14 protein-coding genes are annotated in these 16,508 nt (G+C 48.8%); 5 read left to right on the forward strand and 9 right to left on the reverse strand.

The window, feature by feature from the left end:
* Positions 1-58 precede the first annotated feature (58 nt).
* Positions 59-1,696: an ArnT family glycosyltransferase gene (locus tag G8759_RS11970; RefSeq protein ID WP_232074218.1), complete on the forward strand. Its 1,638-nt coding sequence runs from the start codon at positions 59-61 to the stop codon at positions 1,694-1,696.
* On the opposite strand, the gene G8759_RS11975 is transcribed toward G8759_RS11970, so the two are convergent.
* The 4 genes from G8759_RS11975 to G8759_RS11990 all read right to left on the reverse strand — a co-directional run bounded on the left by G8759_RS11975 (position 1,673) and on the right by G8759_RS11990 (position 6,410).
* The gene (locus tag G8759_RS11975; protein ID WP_167208220.1) at positions 1,673-3,184 is read right to left on the reverse strand and encodes a PQQ-dependent sugar dehydrogenase; all 1,512 of its coding nucleotides are present in this window, start codon (positions 3,182-3,184) and stop codon (positions 1,673-1,675) included. The genes G8759_RS11970 and G8759_RS11975 overlap by 24 nt on opposite strands.
* 74 nt (positions 3,185-3,258) lie before the next feature.
* Entirely contained in the window at positions 3,259-4,329 is a 1,071-nt protein-coding gene (locus tag G8759_RS11980) for a plastocyanin/azurin family copper-binding protein (RefSeq protein WP_167208222.1), read from the reverse strand.
* 204 nt (positions 4,330-4,533) lie between these two features.
* Positions 4,534-5,529, reverse strand: a complete 996-nt coding sequence (meaB, locus tag G8759_RS11985; protein ID WP_167208224.1) for a methylmalonyl Co-A mutase-associated GTPase MeaB — start codon at positions 5,527-5,529, stop codon at positions 4,534-4,536.
* 5 nt (positions 5,530-5,534) lie between these two features.
* Entirely contained in the window at positions 5,535-6,410 is an 876-nt protein-coding gene (locus G8759_RS11990; protein WP_167208226.1) for a LysR substrate-binding domain-containing protein, read from the reverse strand.
* A 113-nt stretch (positions 6,411-6,523) separates the two neighbouring features.
* Here G8759_RS11990 and G8759_RS11995 point away from each other — a divergent pair, with 113 nt between their 5' ends.
* A complete protein-coding gene (locus tag G8759_RS11995; RefSeq protein WP_167208228.1) occupies positions 6,524-7,966 on the forward strand; it encodes a pyridoxal phosphate-dependent decarboxylase family protein in 1,443 nt (480 codons plus the stop codon).
* A gap of 24 nt (positions 7,967-7,990) precedes the next feature.
* Here the strand turns inward: G8759_RS11995 and G8759_RS12000 are convergent, their stop codons facing one another.
* From G8759_RS12000 to G8759_RS12010, 3 genes are all read right to left on the reverse strand, one after another.
* Positions 7,991-8,674, reverse strand: coding sequence for a 2-C-methyl-D-erythritol 4-phosphate cytidylyltransferase (locus tag G8759_RS12000; protein WP_167208230.1), 684 nt, complete (start codon positions 8,672-8,674; stop codon positions 7,991-7,993).
* Between the two features lie 68 nt (positions 8,675-8,742).
* Complete coding sequence (queA, locus tag G8759_RS12005) at positions 8,743-9,786, reverse strand: tRNA preQ1(34) S-adenosylmethionine ribosyltransferase-isomerase QueA (RefSeq protein ID WP_167208232.1); 1,044 nt, start codon at positions 9,784-9,786, stop codon at positions 8,743-8,745.
* Positions 9,787-9,906: 120 nt separating this feature from the next.
* Positions 9,907-10,266: a hypothetical protein gene (locus G8759_RS12010; RefSeq protein ID WP_167208235.1), complete on the reverse strand. Its 360-nt coding sequence runs from the start codon at positions 10,264-10,266 to the stop codon at positions 9,907-9,909.
* A 279-nt stretch (positions 10,267-10,545) separates the two neighbouring features.
* Between G8759_RS12010 and G8759_RS12015 the strand changes: the two genes are divergently transcribed.
* Entirely contained in the window at positions 10,546-11,559 is a 1,014-nt protein-coding gene (locus G8759_RS12015) for an SMP-30/gluconolactonase/LRE family protein (protein ID WP_167208237.1), read from the forward strand.
* Positions 11,560-11,643: 84 nt separating this feature from the next.
* Here the strand turns inward: G8759_RS12015 and G8759_RS12020 are convergent, their stop codons facing one another.
* A complete protein-coding gene (locus G8759_RS12020) occupies positions 11,644-12,282 on the reverse strand; it encodes a 3-keto-disaccharide hydrolase (protein ID WP_167208239.1) in 639 nt (212 codons plus the stop codon).
* Positions 12,283-12,464: 182 nt separating this feature from the next.
* On the opposite strand from G8759_RS12020, the gene G8759_RS12025 reads away from it, so the two are divergent.
* Both G8759_RS12025 and G8759_RS12030 read left to right on the forward strand, forming a co-directional pair.
* Positions 12,465-13,373, forward strand: coding sequence for an LEA type 2 family protein (locus tag G8759_RS12025; RefSeq protein ID WP_167208241.1), 909 nt, complete (start codon positions 12,465-12,467; stop codon positions 13,371-13,373).
* 69 nt (positions 13,374-13,442) lie between these two features.
* Complete coding sequence (locus tag G8759_RS12030) at positions 13,443-14,909, forward strand: dihydrolipoyl dehydrogenase family protein (protein ID WP_167208243.1); 1,467 nt, start codon at positions 13,443-13,445, stop codon at positions 14,907-14,909.
* Between the two features lie 3 nt (positions 14,910-14,912).
* Here G8759_RS12030 and G8759_RS12035 read toward each other — a convergent pair whose 3' ends face one another.
* On the reverse strand, positions 14,913-16,478 hold the full coding sequence (locus tag G8759_RS12035; protein ID WP_167208245.1) for a DUF1501 domain-containing protein: 1,566 nt from the start codon (positions 16,476-16,478) through the stop codon (positions 14,913-14,915).
* Positions 16,479-16,508: the final 30 nt, after the last annotated feature.

Genomic DNA, 16,508 nt, shown 5'->3' on the forward strand with positions numbered 1-16,508 from the left:
GTAGGGCGAACCGATGGTTCGCCTTTTTTTGTGGTAGAAATGTAAACTCAATGTATTTGTGGTCAATAATACAGTAACTCATCATTCCTGGCTTCTTTACCTGATTCGCTGGCCTGCACTGACAGTGAGCCTGTTATTGATCGCTTTACTGTCACATCTGGGTTACCTGCCACTCGATACGAGTTCTGACGAGCCGCGCCGGGCATTGGTAGCGCTCGAAATGATACTATCGGGCGATTACATTACCCCAACGCTGAACGGTGAATTGTACTTTAATAAACCACCGCTTTACAACTGGATTATTATCGCTTCTTATAAGCTCTTTGGCAGTTACTCGTCGTTTACGCTGCGGCTGCCGATGGTAGTTGCCTTGTTGCTGTTTGGCCTGACAATATTCGGCTTCGTACGGCGATACATGCCCGTTCGCGCTGATCGCTCAACAATGATCGCTTTCGTTGTGGCGATGATGGTACTGACGAATGGCCGGGTTCTGATTTACGACTCGCTCTGGAGCTCAATTGACATCCCCTTTGCCTGGTTGACCTATTCGGCAATGATGCTGGTTTATCATTTTGATCAACGCCGTAACTATTGGGCCTTGTTTCTGGCCACCTACACGCTGACAGCTCTTGGTTTTCTAACAAAAGGCTTACCATCGCTTGTATTTCAGGGGCTTACGCTGATGAGTTGGTTTGTTTATACCCGCCAGTTCCGACGGTTGTGGCATCCTGCTCATTTTGTAGGTATTAGCTTATTTCTTCTCATTACGGGGAGTTATTACGTTGCTTATTTTAGCCGAAATCAGATTCCGTTGGAAAACGTAGCCAGCGTTCTATTCGACGAAAGCACAAAACGGACAGTGGTTACATTTGGTGTAGGGGAGACGCTGCTCCATCTGTTTACGTTTCCGTTTGAGATGATTTATCATTTCGTGCCCTATCTTTTACTAATCTGTTTACCTTTTCGTCGGGGTAGCCTGGCTCAGATTAAAGCAGAGTCCTTTATTGCGTTTAATGCGATCATATTTCTGGCCAATGTGCTAGTTTACTGGTCATCGCCACAGGTCTATGCACGCTATCTTATTGGTTTGTTACCACTTTTGTTTACGGTGTTAGCCTATTTCTATTACGAAAAAAGTACACCAGCTCATTCGCCACGCAAATGGGTCGAATGGATTTGGCTGGTACTAACTGGTATTGTTACCATAGGCTGCTGGGTAGCCGTTTTTCATCCTAAAACGCGCGTAGTCGATGGTATAATCTGGAAAACGGGCCTAGTTTTTATCCTGCTGGCGGCCAGTGCCTGGTGGTTGTGGCAGGATACCGAAAACCGGCTCGGACGAATGTTACTGGTGATGGTTGTAGTGCGAATCGGAATCAACTGGATAGCCTTGCCAGGTCGGCTGGCGTCCCGACAGTTTTATAAAAATGAATCGGAACGTATTGCCCGAAAAACGATCGGTTCACCCTTGTATGGCTATCGGGAAACGATTGGCAGTACCGGGGCAACGGATGTAAATTCGTTTCACATTGCTGCGCTTAGAGGAGAGATTCTCCGAAAGACGGATCGTAAACTGGCCAATGCGTATTATATCGCCGATTCGGTTAGCTTGCTGGGTGAACGTTATGAGACCATCGATACGATGCGTCTGTTTGACCGCCATCCTGCCCGGTTAGTGCGTTTTACGGACCGCTGATGTGTCGTCTTTAACAAGTCGGTTTAGTGTATAGCAAACTAGGTGATTCGCTAGTTTTTTCTGCCCGTTACTGGCCAGCAAACTGCCTAAATTCAGTTCATAAATACGGCTGGCCTTCAACTCATTGATCATTAAAGAGACTGTTTTACGGTCAGCGGATAATTTAACAGCTGCAACGGCTACCGTATGAACATCCATCTGTGGTGAACCATAGGCTCGATGGTACTCGTAATAATAACTCTTGAATCGATAATTGGCCAGATCACGGGCTGTGGCTTCATCAAGCGGTTGCGTAAACGTCAGGTCGAAACCGGTGGTCGTTAACTTCATGCCAAGAATGTCTAGTGGAACGCCGGCAGCTGCACCTTTATACCGGATTCGCTGTATGCCCCGATCGCCAAGCCAGCCGTGATCGGTCTGACCAAGCCACAAACTGCCGTCGGGGGCGAAAGCCAGTCGGTTATTACCAATCCGGAGTGGAATTTTTCCCCCAGCCTTGTCGTAGAATGGAATGCAGGCCCCTTGTATTTGCCCGTCTACTTCGTCGGGCAGTATGCGGATAAGGCGCGAAAAATCCATTTCACCCACAAAGAGGTGTCCGGCAAATGGGCCAAATTTACCGCCTGTATTATCCGTAACCAGTTGCGTTGGCGAGTGAGCCATGACCTCATGCGGAAAAGAAATTGATTCAACCGTACGCATGCTATCCAGGGTTTTTACGGACAACGTCAGTGGGTCAATGTCGGGGAACCCCGGTCGCCAGACCAGACTGGCCGGATGGCCATAGAATTTACCTTCTTCCACGTGAAATAACTTGCTGGTTCCGAGCCAGTCGCCCTGATTATCGGTAACGTATAGCCGCCCCTGTGCGTCGAATCCAAGGCCATTGGGCGACCGGAAACCACTGGCATAGGGCTTTACCTTGCCATCGGGCGTAATCTGCATAACCCAGCCCCGATAAGGTACGCAGGCATACATGCGTCCCTGTCGCCCAAGCGCGTCATACTGCCCACGCACTTCGTCGCGGATACCAGCTCCATTCGACGCTGTATTCAGGCTGATGTATAAGTTTCCTTTCGTATCGCGCACAGGCCCAAACGCAAACTCATGATAATTACCCGACATGCCGAACTGATCCGTTACGGTTTCATATTGGTCGGCCAGACCATCGCCGTTTGTGTCGGTGATGCGTGTCAGTTCAGGTCGTTGAATAACTAATAACTGATTATTACTAACGGCAACAACGCCCAGAGGGTCGTGCAAACCTTCGGCGAAGAGCTTCCAGACCTTTGTTTTTGGGTTGTAAAGCATTACCTCGCCCCGATGGAAACAAGCCGCCAGTCGTCCATCGGGTAAAAAAGACAGACCACCTGTTTCAGCCACCAGACCCGGTGGCGTAGGAATGGTTTCGACTTCGTAATAATCAGTTATGGTATCAGCCGGTGCCGAAGTTACAAGCAAGGCCGAGAGAAGAAGGGTAGCAAGCATGGTTTTGGAGGGTGCTGGAGGCATACAATCAGCTATGCAGCCATTTTAAAGCTGATGGCCTACCTCCTGTAAGTTTAGAGCGTTGACACGGTTAGAGAGAACTGACGCGTTCCGTTGGGTAGCTGAATCGCTCCGTTCTGCACTCGACCGACCGAGGGTTTGAAATGGATGCCGGGCTGGGACGTTGTGACAAAAGTGACGGGCTGTTTTGATGGACTAAGCGTAAAGATTCGGACAAGCCCCCGCCCGCTCGCCATTGGTTTGATCAATTCCCGAATTTCGACACCGTTGACGATATACCGGAACTCAGGATATTGGTTGATCAATCGATAGCCTTTAAATTGGGGTACTTCCTGCTTTGTTGTACCGATTTTCCAGGGAAAGCCGCCCGTATCCCGAAAATAGATGTCGCCAACCAGTTTCGTAAATCGTTGCCCCTTGCCATCCCACTGCTCCGTATTATCCACAAAGCCACCCGACCAGGCATAACGCAACCGGCACTGCCCAGCATCGAACACATATGACTGACCACCTTCGGGACCGGGCAAACCTACCGCAATAGCTGCAGGGCCGCAATCGGGCATGAATGTTCGGTACACAGCGGGTAATTGTAGAGAATAAGGATGGCCGGACGCTGCCGCGTGATGGTGGGCTGCTTCGGCTGTCCGCTCGGGGTTCGGAAGGTTCCGATCCGTTTCGGGAGCGGGGAGAAGTTTCGGTTGATTTGTAGCGTAAATGACGCCATACATGATCGAACCATGTCCGGGGTAGGTACACACAAACGGATAAGCCCCTTCGGCCAGTGTGACGGTGAGCGAGTCGGAGTTGCCCGGCTCAATGCTCGTTGTATGCGCCAGTACATCATCCATGACCGGCACATGATGCTGAGCCGGACCTTTAGCGCCCAGAGCAAGGGCAAACTCAACCACCCGCAGACGTGAGTTTGGCCGCGTTACAACGAGATTATGGGCCATGTCGTCTTTGTTCTGAAAAATGAGCCGAAGGCGTGTATTCGGTTTAACGATAAGCCGTTTCTGGTCAAACTGTAGGCCGCCCGATGAGGTGATCGTGATCAATGTATCTCGTTGAGCAGAAGCTGCCATTGTAGACAGCAGAAAGCTAACAAGGAATAGAAATCTGTGCATGAGTGTAAAAATAAAAAAGAAGTAAGCAGGTTGCTGTTGTCGATAGGTGGTTCGCCGTGATTAGTCGTTGCGCAGTAGTTAACGGTTCACTTAATAGAGTAATTAATGGCTTCTTTGTCAGTAAATTATGTGTTTAGCTGTTCGGTTTGCCTGATCGACATTTTTATTTCATTGCTTGCACTACAATCCGTTCGACACAGCTCACTAAAGGCTGGAATCCAGCAAAGCCTGTACGGCCGGAACGGGCAGTAAGGTACCTGCTTTTACCTTAGTTTCGATGGTTTCCAGCCGCTCGCGCATACCTGCCTGGGCGTAAAACCGGGCATTCAGTTCGTGCTGTATCAACGAGCGAAACCAGGTTAATTGCTGCTCCTGTCTCCGTTGTTTACGATAGCCATTCGCTGTGGTTAGCTGCTGGTATTCCAGAATCGTTTGCCAGATGGCCGCTATGCCATCGCCAGTCAGGGCCGAGCAGGTCAGTACGGGCGGAAACCAGCCTGTGCCGGTAGGCGGGAAGAGATGTAAGGCATTCTGGTAATCGACCTGGGCACGCCGGGCGTGCGCTATATTATCGTCGTCGGCTTTGGTAATGGTCAGTGCATCGGCTAGCTCCATGATGCCACGTTTCATGCCCTGGAGTTCGTCGCCTGCTCCTGCCAGCATCAACAGCAGAAAGAAATCAACCATACCATGAACAACCGTTTCTGATTGCCCTACGCCAACCGTTTCAACCAAAATGATATCAAATCCGGCGGCTTCGCACAAAAGAATGGTTTCGCGCGTGCGTTGCGCCACACCCCCCAGTGCGTCGCCTGCTGGCGAAGGACGAATGTAAGCGTCTGGATTCATGGACAACGTTTCCATGCGGGTTTTGTCGCCAAGTAAGCTTCCGCCCGAGCGTTGACTGGTGGGGTCAACGGCCAGCACCGCCAGTCGATGGCCAAGTTCGGTCAGGTGTTTACCCAACGCTTCGATGAATGTGCTTTTACCAACGCCCGGTACACCCGTAATGCCGACCCGAATGGATGATTCTGAACGTGAACTGGCCGTTTGAGCGACTACGTTTGCCAGCACCTCCTGTGCCAGCGCCTGATCGTCGGAGCGTCGGCTTTCGATGAGCGTAATGGCCCGGCTCAACAGGAGCCGATCTCCGGCCAGGATACCATTGGCGTATTGATTGGAAGATAGTCGATTACGCATGTATCTTATAAAATCTGGTCGACTAACGAAAAAAATGGTTGGAGCTCAGTGGTCCGTTCAGTTAGCCATAGCATATGCATCTCTGCTTTCTGGGCTACGTTGATCAAGGCAATGGTTTTGAGTCGAAGATTTTGACCACGCAAGGCTGACATCGGCTCAATAGATATACCCATACCTGCTTCTACCAACCGCAAAACCGTACCCGAATAAGCCGATTCGTAGGCAATATGCGGCAGAAAACCATGCTGTTGGCACATCGCCTGAATGCTTTCGACATAGCCACTTCCTTCAGACTGGGGTGGCAAGATAAATGAGTCGTGGGTAAAAACAGAGAGATTCGAAAAGGATTCCGGACTTACAGGATGATTTTCGGGCAGGATCACTACGAAGTTCTCGGTGTAAACAACCCGGCTACTGATAGCTGGTGGGGCGATGATGTTAGGCGAAAATCCTACATCTATTTCCCGGTTCAGGAGTGCTTCCATCTGAAAGCGATTGGGCGTCTCCATCAGGATTGCCCGCAGATCAGGCGTTTTCTCACGAATACTGACCAGCAACTTTGGCAGAATCGACTGCATGGCCGAACTGGCATGGCCAATCCGAATCTCGCCCGCTTCGCCCCGATGAATTTGGGCCGTTCGTCGAAAAGCCTGTTCCAATTGTTCAAGCAAACGACCTGCTTCCTGTTGCAGGTAGATACCCGCCGGCGTTAAGGCAACGTTGCGTTTATCACGCTTGAATAGCAAGGCACCGACTTCACGCTCCAGCTGCTGAATCTGCCGACTCAGGGCAGGTTGGGCAATGAAGACGTTTTCGGCAGTCTTTCGGTAATTTAGTGTACTGGCTAAAGCCAGAAAATGCCTGAGCTGGTAGATATCCACTGATGCGATTTTGCTATCAATTCATCAAAATTAAGCATTTCCGTGTATCAAAATTAAGTTCTTCATTTGTCGCAGAATGACACCAACAAACTCCCCGTCAGGTAGCTAATGCCATGAATGATTCATTAATTGCTGCTTACTCTTCCGAGACATTTCGCCGGCAGGCACACGCGCTGGTCGATTTATTGGCAGATCATCTCGATACAGCTGAAAAGGCCGAACAACCCGTTTTGCCCTATGCTGAACCCGATGAACAGTTGGCCTACTGGGAAGCCGATTTTCAGAAGCCAGCCAATGATGATCCGTTGCCTTTACTAGCCGACATCGTGCAGCGATCCATCCATTTACACAATCCTCGATTTATGGGGCATCAGGTTGCCCCTCCACTGCCTCTGGCGGCTATGACCGGCATGTTGACCGGCTTGCTTAATAACGGGATGGCAGTATATGAAATGGGGATGACGGCCAACGCGCTCGAACGCATTGTAACCCAGTGGCTCGCCCGGAAAATGAATTTTGGTGATAATGCCAGTGGTGTGCTAACCTCGGGAGGAACTCTCGCAAACCTGACAGCCCTGCTCACAGCCCGTGCCGTAACGGCCCCTACAGACGTCTGGGAAGCAGGCCATACTACCCGGTTAGCGATTATGGTTTCTGAAGAAGCCCACTATTGTGTAGATCGGGCCGCCCGAATTATGGGGCTCGGTAGCGAAGGCATTATCAAAATTCCGACAAATGATCGTTTTCAGATGCGAACCGAGTTGCTGGAGAACTATCTGGAGCAGGCAAAAGCCGCAGGATTAACGGTTTTTGCCGTTGTGGGTAGTGCCTGTTCAACCTCGACAGGCTCGTACGATAATCTGGTAGCCATCGCCAATTTCTGTCAGAAACACAAGTTGTGGTTCCATGTGGACGGGGCGCATGGTGGGGCTGTCGTACTTTCGAATAAGTACCGGTCCCTGGTTCAGGGTATCGAACGTGCCGATTCGGTAGTGATCGATTTCCACAAAATGATGATGATTCCCGCGCTGGTGACGGCAGTTCTTTACCAGCGTGACGCCGACTCGTACCAGACATTTCAGCAAAAAGCGCAGTACCTCTGGGCCGATGCCACGGCAAAAGATTGGTTCAATTCGGGTAAGCGGGCTTTTGAGTGTACCAAACTGATGATGAGCGTGAAAATATATACTGTTTTACGAACGTATGGTGAAGAAATCTTTACGGCCAACGTCGAAACACTTTACGGGCTGGCACAGCGTTTTGCCAATCTGGTACGACACCGGCCTGACTTCGAACTCGCCGTTGAGCCAGAAAGCAATATCGTATGTTTTCGGTATTTAGGCGGTGCGCATATGCCCGCCGAACTTGATGCACTGAATACGCGACTCCGCGATCGGTTATTGAAAAATGGCCGGGTTTACATCGTACAAACGACATTACGGGGCCGGGTTTACCTGCGAGTATCGCTGATGAACCCACTAACAACAGACGTTCAACTGGAGGAGTTGCTTGAGCAGATCCATCAAATAAGTGTCAATTACCTCCCTACTCTCTAGGTTAGTCCCATCTGATTCTTGCAATTAACGCCCTTTCAAATCGTCGGGTGTTGTAATCTTGATATTCTCGTACGATCCTTCGATGAGCGTAATCGGAAAGCCAGAATACTCCATTACGCTGGCGCAATCGGTAAAAAATGGTTGTTCCTCGGCCTTAAACGCTTGCCGGAATAAACCCAGCCGGAAGGTTTGAGGAGTTTGTATCAGGCGATACAGACTTCGGTCAACAGCTTTGCTGCTTCCGTTGGCATCGACAACTCGTACCGAATCCTTCACGGAAACGCAGGTCACGGCTGATCCCGTTTGGGCGGCTGTCGCGAAGCTGGTACTAATGATATCCGGCGTAATAAACGGCCGAACACCGTCGTGAACAGCGACCAATCCTTCATCGGACACAATGGCAGCCAGCCCGTTACGAACGGATTGGAAACGAGTGGCTCCACCCGTAACGGTCTGAATCGAAGGATGAAAATTATGTTGATCACAGAGGGCATCCCAGACCATTTGATCACGGGAAGGGAGTACCAGAATGATCTGAGAAGCAGGGATTACGGCCAGAAACTGTTCGAGTGTGTGTTGAAGAATGGGCTTGCCGCCGAGCAATAGAAACTGCTTGGGTACATCGGATTTCATCCGGCTGCCGCTTCCGCCGGCAACAATAATCGCAAAATGGTGATGGTTTGGCGCGTTGGTGCCTGAATTCGTCATAACAAAATGAGGGGCCATAAAGCCCCTCAAAAGTACTTACCAGGTGATTGACTCACCAACTAATTGCCTTAAAGAATTAGCATCGCGTCGCCGTAGCTGAAAAAGCGATATTTTTCTTTGATTGCTACTTCGTATGCGTGTTTGATCAGTTCATGCCCACCGAACGCACTGGTCATCATAATCAGGATCGACTCTGGCAGGTGCAGACTGGTCAGCAGTGAGTTTGCGATTTTGAAGTCGTATGGAGGAAAGATAAATTTATCGGTCCAGCCTTCAACGGGCTTCAGGCGGCTGTTGGCCGATACCGACGATTCAATGGCTTTAAGCGATGTGGTGCCAACAGCACAAACACGTTTGCCGCCATCGAGGGCTGTATTGACAATTTGAGCCGCATCTTCGGGAATACGATAGTTTTCTGAGTCGGTTTTGTGCTTGGTGAGGTCTTCAACGTCAACCTGACGGAAGGTGCCCAGGCCGACGTGTAGGGTGATGGGGGCAAAATGAATGCCTTTAATTTCCATCCGCTTCATCATGGCTCGCGTAAAATGCAAACCAGCCGTCGGGGCAGCTACTGCACCAACGTGTTCAGCAAAAACTGTTTGGTAAAGATCACGGTCAGAAAGCTCAGCATCGCGATTGATCTCGCGGGGAAGTGGGGTTTCGCCCAGTTCATCAACTGCTTTCATAAACTCTTCATGATTGCCATCGAAGAGGAACCGGATCGTGCGGCCGCGTGATGTTGTATTGTCGATCACTTCGGCTACCAGATCACTATCACCGAAATAGAGTTTATTTCCAACGCGGATTTTGCGGGCTGGATCGACTAATACGTCCCAGAGCTTCATCTCACGGTTGAGTTCGCGCAGCAAAAAAACTTCGATTTTAGCACCAGTCTTCTCTTTATTGCCGTATAATCTTGCCGGAAATACTTTTGTATTGTTGATGACCATCACGTCGCCGTCACCGAAATAACTCAGTATATCCGAAAACTGCTTGTGCTCAATGGTTTTTGTTTTACGGTCAACAACCATTAACCGTGATTCACCCCGCTCAACTGGGTATTTGGCAATTAAACTTTCGGGCAAATCAAATTTAAACTCGGATAACTTCATGGCGTATCAGTACGGAAAAGAACAGCGCGTTTTTGTGTAAAGGCCGCAAATATAGTGTAAAACCCGGAAAATTTGACATGTTCCGGGTTGTTTTCTTGCAAATATGATCAAAAACATTTATCAGCTGGCCGGTAAATGCGCAATTGGCTCAACAGAACCTTGTGTATTTACCTCCCGGCGGTCGACTATGTTGAACTTTGCCATTAATTCAGACGACACTTCGTTGGCATAAGTCCCCTGCGCCGAAACAAATACACCTTTCAAGCCGCCATTCGTAGTAATGGCATACAAGGTCATTTCATCACCGGGATCGGACGTGCCTTCGAAACGGTGAAATTCGTCTACGTTAAATTCTTCACCGCTTAATTTGGTTTCGGTGCTTTTTTCGATCAAAAAATCTTTCTTGGGAGCAAACTCATGCGTGTAGCCACGGCTGCGCAGGTCCTCCATCGCTTCAGTAAGGGTCTCAAAATGTTTCATAGCGTTGTAAGGAGTTGTGTTTATATAGAACACGAAAACGAAGGGATAGTTTTTGCATTCGCCATCGAATCGATTGGCCTCAATCTTGCACAGTTGAGTAAAAGATTAGTTAGATTATACTTCAGTGTATAGGTTAAGACTTCTGTTTGGGTTTAGGTTCATGCTGTGGTGGCAGGGACCTAAACTCAAACAGAAGACTAATAAGTAAAAAAATGAACAGTCAGCCTGTATATAGCGTGAACGTATGAATTGATTGACCGTCTGTAAGATCTTATGCCAATGAATAGTTTCGTCAAAAGAGCCTGCCGACTGCTTGCATTAGTTTGTTGCCTGTCGGCCTGCAATACGTTGGATCCTGAATTTAACGCGTCGGTTTTTCCCGGCCGCATCCAGTTTTTGGCTAATCGACAGTACCCGGAAGGGGTTGCTTATTCGCCCGCGCTCGATAAATTTCTGATCAGTTCAATCACTCAGGGAAAAGTTGGAACGGTCGATCAGAATGGTCGCTACATCGATATAAGCCCAATTGCTGACGATGCGATGCTCATCAGTGCGATTGGTATTAAAGTACGGGAAGGGAAACTCTATGTCTGCAATGGTGATTTGGGCGTATCAACCAAAAGCAAGCCGGAAACGACAGGCAAAACAGCTGGCTTGTTTGTGTATGATCTTGCCACAGGTCAAAATATCAAGCGGGTCGATCTGACCCAGTGGTTCCCGAATTCTGCTCATTTTGCCAATGATGTAGCTTTTGACCCTAGCGGAAACGCGTACGTTACGGACTCGTTTTCCCCGGTGATTTATAAAGTCCCCGCCGATTCAACTCAACCCAGCATACTGGTCAATTCTCCCTTGTTTACTGGAAGCCAGGGCTTTAATCTGAATGGTATTGTCTATCATCCCGACAAATTTCTGATTGTGGCCAAATCCAACGAAGGGAGCTTATACCGGGTTGATCTGAATAAACCGACCCTCCCTCAGCAGATAACCGGTCCAACATTGCTCAATGCCGATGGTATGGTTCTCTATAACAACGAGTTGTATATCGTCAATAATCGTAATCGGGTTTCGCGGGTGCGTAGTTCCGATGGATGGAATACATTCACTGTTGTGGAGACCGACACCAGTGGTTATGATCAGGCAACGACCAGTGCAGAGGTTAATGGTAAGATTTTCACGCTGAATGCCCGCATCGGTGAGGTAAATGCTGCCGTAGCGGCCAAGAATCCCAATCAACTTCAGGCGAATGAGTATAGTATTCAGCAATTCAAACCGAGAGAAGGAGGCAATTAGAAACGTCAGCTATAAAACGGGGAATGGGTAATTGAGGTGAATTCTACCTCAATTACCCATTCCCCGTTTTAGCTATTAACCAGATCAATCGGGCAGAACCTTTATCATGATGTCCTTGTAAAAGACTTTGCTTTTCGGGTCGTGGCCTTGCAGGGCAACCGTGCCCGTACTAAGCTTTTTCATTGACTTGCCCGTACTAATGCTGTCGGGTTCCATATACTCATTGATCGTCTTGTCATTGACCTTGATCGTTACTTTTTTGCCCTGCACAATGATGTGTTCGGTATACCATTCATTGTCTTTGACAAACACCTCTTTTACGTCCTGAAGCCCATAAACGCTACCCGTTTTACGCCAGTCGGTGTGGCTCTGGTTCACCTGGATTTCGTATCCTTTGGAGGGCCATCCTGATGGCTGATAGGCCGTATGAATAAACATACCCGAGTTTGAGCCAGGCGTTGTCATGACCTGTGCTTTCCACTCAAAATTTTTGAAATCGTGATTATGAACAGGCCCTTCATAGAACAAGTGAGCGCGGGGGCCTGCCACAACAATGGCACCGTCCTGAACACTAAACGTTGCCGGGCTCTCCTCGGTGACTTTCCAGCCATTGAATGTTTTGCCGTCAAAAATGCTAACCCAACCGTCGGCTGCCGGACGAATAGTCAGATTCATAAAAATTCCGGCTAATCCGATTGCCAGAATAAACGAAAGTTTTCTCATGTGATAGAGTAACATGTTTAGGAGTACTTAGGTAAGAAGAAATGAGCCAATCTTTACTCTCCGGTCAGCAAAAAAGATAAGAAGTCTTCCACCTGATAGCGTCATAGTCAGACAGGAAATGAACTGTTAAACAGTCTGCTTCCAACAAGCGTTACAATGTCTTATGCTATGTGCGACACGTTATGAAAAAAGGATGGATCATTGCCCTGGCCATATTGCTGGCCGGTGTAATCGGGGGGTACAGTTGGTATAGTAAACTCAAAAGCAACGCTGCCGCTGAGAACGGCCCTTACGATAATACGCTCAAACCCCGACTTGAACTTAGTCGGTTTGATTTTACGGACATTAGTGACGATGTGATTACAATGAACATGTACATGCTGGTCGACAATCCGCTTCCTGTCGGATTTAAAGCTCGCCAGCTTGACTATACGTTTTATATTGCCGATACGCCTGTGGTCGTTGACTCCTACAAAAAGCCGATTGAGGTCAAATCAGGGGATAGTACGCTCATTGTTATGCCCGCTAAACTATTCAGCAAGAAACTAACGAAGGTACTGGAAACACTGGAGCGCAGGAATATTGACAGTACTACCTACAAAATACGGGCTTCGTTTGCGCTTGATGTACCGATTCTGGGTGAAAAAACGTTCGCTGCCACAACCGAGCGACGGTTACCGACGTACCACATTCCAACGATTAAGATTGAGGATATTGATTTCGGAAAACTTGGCTTCAAGCGGGCAGATGTAGCCGCGAAAGTTAATGTGAGGAATAAGAATAAATTTCCGTACAATTTTACGGACACTCATTATACGGTCACGATCGATGGAAAGCAGATTGCGGAGGGCGATCAGCCGGAACCTATCCTGATCAAGGCACAGAGTACTACGCCCGTCGTATTTCCGGTAACCGGTAAGCCGGGAAAAACACTGAGCTTGTTGCCCAAGATGCTTTTCGACAAAAAGGATACGCCGTATGTAATTGATTTTCGGTGTAAGATGCTGGATAAAAATGATAACCCAATGTTTAAAAACAGCAAGTTTATTGCAACGATCAAAGGAACATTGGATGATTTCAAGAAGAAATGACGCCACCACTTAGCCTTGAACCAACTATTTTTAGATGAATAAAGGCGGCCAAAAGCCGACTGCATACGTATGAAATCACAGTACGATCTTATTGCTATTGGGGCTGGTTCGGCGGGCCTGGGAGTAAGTATTGCCATGAAGCGGCTCGGTTTTAACGTCCTGCTTATTGATCGTTATGATCATCGGATTGGGGGCGATTGCCTGAATGATGGTTGTGTTCCGAGTAAAGCATTGATCCATGTGAGTCGACTGATTCATTCGGCTAAACGCTCACAACCCTTCGGATGGAAAGTTGAAGGAAAGACAGACCTGGCGGCTGTGATGCAGTATGTACGTGAGCGTCAGGATAGTATTCGCGTTCACGAGAATGCCGCCTACCTGCGTGAAACCGAAGGGCTTGATGTTGAATTGGGTACGGCCAGATTCGTTGATAAACAAACCATTGAGGTTAACGGGGATAATGGGTCGCGGGTGGTTTCTGCCAAAAATATTGTTCTCTGTACTGGTTCAAAGCCAAAGATGCTGAACGCCGATGGGATTGAACAGGTAAAACTACATACCAACGAGACGATCTTTTCGCTCGAAACGCTGCCAGAACGGTTGATGATCGTTGGTGCCGGGCCGATTGGCATTGAACTGTGCCAGGCATTTCAGCGGATGGGAAGCCAGGTAACGGTTGTGGGAGCAGAAGAACGAATTTTAACAAAAGAACTGCCCGATGTGTCTGATCTACTGCAAAAACGACTGACAGAAGAAGGCGTAATCGTTAAGCTGAATCGGAAAGTCAAGGCCTTTCCTGATGCGAATACGGCCGAACTGGAGTTGGAGAATGGCTTAACGGAACGGATCGAATTTGATGCTGTACTGGTTGCTATTGGCCGTACATTCAATTTTGATGATCTTAATCTGGCTGCTGCGGGTATCGAACTGAACGATAAGGGACAGGTCAAACTCAATGATTACCTCCAAACCACCAACGAACACGTTTTTGCTGCTGGTGATGCCGCTGCCGGATTACCCGCCGGTCAGCGTTATTTCTCCCATGCTGCCGAATTACACGTTTCGACGTTGATTGCAAATTTTATTACCCCCGGTCAGGTACTCGATAAAAAATTGAGCTACGATCATTTTTCGTGGGTGACGTTTACCGATCCGGAAGTAGTGACATTCGGCCTGTCAGAACATGAGCTTAAGACGCGTAAAATTAGCTACGAACGTATCGATTATGACTTTGATCACGATGATCGTGCCGTGATCGAAGACTATGAATATGCCCGGCTGATACTGTTTACTGAACCAACGGGTATCAACCCGTTCAGCACCAGAATATTAGGTGGAACTATGATTGCGCCTAACGCGGGTGAATTAGCGCAGGAATTGATTCTGGCTGTTCAGCAAAAGCTGACCGCAGGCGATTTCTTTAACAAAATTTATCCTTACCCAACGGCCAGTCGTGTAAATAAATCGATCTGGGTCGATCATATTTCCGACAATCTGCCCGGTGTGGTCAGGAAGGCCGTAAAGTGGTTGTATTGATGCTTACCTGGCTACCAGCAGCCGTTTAGTTAGTGTTCCCTGATTGGTAGCCACATGAAGCACATACGAACCGGTAGGCAGCATACCAACATTGAACCTTATGGCACCGGGAGTCATTTGCGATGCATTGAGGACCAATAGGCGTCCCTGAGCGTCAGTCAGTGCAACCGACTGTAGGCTCCGGCTGATTCCGTCGGCCTCCAGAACGACTTCTGACGATGCCGGATTGGGATACAGCCGGGCATCGGAGAGGCTTGGTTCAACAGCCGTGACGGTTTCCCGAAATACAGGCGCTATAGCAAAATCCCGCAGGAGCGTTGTGGTTTCGGTAGTCGCGTCGGTACCGAACCAGTCGGTCAGAATAGCCGCATAGACTTGCCGAAAATCTGTCTGCATTTTCAGGTTATTATTGTCCAGATCACTCAGGTTTGGGTTTTTACCAACCAGTGGCGACTTGATTGCCGTACCGAAAACAAACATTGGGGCGGAGGTGCCATGATCTGTCCCCCGACTTCCATTTGAGACTGCCCGTCTACCAAATTCGGAAAAAGTCATGCCCACAACCCGGTCTTCAAGTTTTAATTTCCCTAAATCGGTTTGAAAAGCCAGAACGGCATCAGAGAGCGTTTTGAGGAGGTTAGCGTGTGTGCCAATAGTAGTGTCGGTCGCGTCTACCTGACTGGCGTGCGTGTCGAAGCCACCCAGAGTAACGTAATACACTTTAGTCTGCAAGCCACCACTGATAAGCCGGGCAATGATTTTTAGCTGATCACTAAGGGCATTCCCGGTTGGATAGGTTGCCAGATTTTTCCCTTTTCCGGCAGCAGTCTTGATTTGTCCGGCATAACTAACCGAACTGGCCTGTTGCTGGCGAATGTAGTCAATTTGTGGACCGGCATAGCCCGAAACGGTACTTGTAGGATTATTTGGTTTATCGCCGACCAGACGGGCAAATGTATCCGGGTCCTGAAGGACAATGGCCATCGAGTCGGTTGGACCAAGCAGGGTTGTGGCTGTCACATAACCGATCTGAATAGCTGGTGGGTCGGGCATCTCGCTGGTCGGGTAGGCATCCGGGAAGTTGGGAAACCGTTTATCCAGGTAACGACCAGCCCAACCAGACGTAGAGGTCTGGCTGGAATCGACGGCGGTCATCCAGATATCACTGGCCCGAAAATGGGAGAAATTTGGCGTTGGATACGATACGCCCTGAATGATGCTCAGTTTGCCGTCATTAAAAAGTTGTTGCATGCCCGTCATGGACGGGTGGAGGCCCGTTCCCGAATAATTCTTCAGCTTTAGGGCCTTCGCTTCCGAAATAGCAATGTTTCCCCGAAAGCTCGACGAAGTGTATACACTCATTTGATCGAGCGGAATGACCGTATTTAACCCATCATTTCCCCCCTGCAACTGAATAATGATCAAAACCCGGTCGGTCTGATTGGCCAGATTGATTAATGACCGAACGAACGACGAGGGCCGGGCAAACGCCTTGGCTCCATAGCCATCAATCAGAACGGGTAACACCAGCGACGAAGCCGCATACTGTAGAAAATTACGACGTTTCATAAGGAAATGATTGACTGGTTAAATGATTGA

It is taken from the genome of Spirosoma aureum, from assembly GCF_011604685.1.
Taxonomy (GTDB): Bacteria; Bacteroidota; Bacteroidia; order Cytophagales; family Spirosomataceae; genus Spirosoma; species Spirosoma aureum.

What these genes read in the sequence shown, in the direction of transcription:
- G8759_RS11975 (WP_167208220.1), bottom strand. Translation starts at nt 3,184, where the DNA reads ATGCTTGCTACCCTTCTTCTCTCGGCCTTGCTTGTAACTTCGGCACCG.
- G8759_RS11980 (WP_167208222.1), bottom strand. Translation starts at nt 4,329, where the DNA reads ATGCACAGATTTCTATTCCTTGTTAGCTTTCTGCTGTCTACAATGGCA.
- meaB (WP_167208224.1), bottom strand. Translation starts at nt 5,529, where the DNA reads ATGCGTAATCGACTATCTTCCAATCAATACGCCAATGGTATCCTGGCC.
- G8759_RS11995 (WP_167208228.1), top strand. Translation starts at nt 6,524, where the DNA reads ATGAATGATTCATTAATTGCTGCTTACTCTTCCGAGACATTTCGCCGG.
- G8759_RS12000 (WP_167208230.1), bottom strand. Translation starts at nt 8,674, where the DNA reads ATGACGAATTCAGGCACCAACGCGCCAAACCATCACCATTTTGCGATT.
- queA (WP_167208232.1), bottom strand. Translation starts at nt 9,786, where the DNA reads ATGAAGTTATCCGAGTTTAAATTTGATTTGCCCGAAAGTTTAATTGCC.
- G8759_RS12010 (WP_167208235.1), bottom strand. Translation starts at nt 10,266, where the DNA reads ATGAAACATTTTGAGACCCTTACTGAAGCGATGGAGGACCTGCGCAGC.
- G8759_RS12015 (WP_167208237.1), top strand. Translation starts at nt 10,546, where the DNA reads ATGAATAGTTTCGTCAAAAGAGCCTGCCGACTGCTTGCATTAGTTTGT.
- G8759_RS12020 (WP_167208239.1), bottom strand. Translation starts at nt 12,282, where the DNA reads ATGAGAAAACTTTCGTTTATTCTGGCAATCGGATTAGCCGGAATTTTT.
- G8759_RS12025 (WP_167208241.1), top strand. Translation starts at nt 12,465, where the DNA reads ATGAAAAAAGGATGGATCATTGCCCTGGCCATATTGCTGGCCGGTGTA.
- G8759_RS12030 (WP_167208243.1), top strand. Translation starts at nt 13,443, where the DNA reads ATGAAATCACAGTACGATCTTATTGCTATTGGGGCTGGTTCGGCGGGC.
- G8759_RS12035 (WP_167208245.1), bottom strand. Translation starts at nt 16,478, where the DNA reads ATGAAACGTCGTAATTTTCTACAGTATGCGGCTTCGTCGCTGGTGTTA.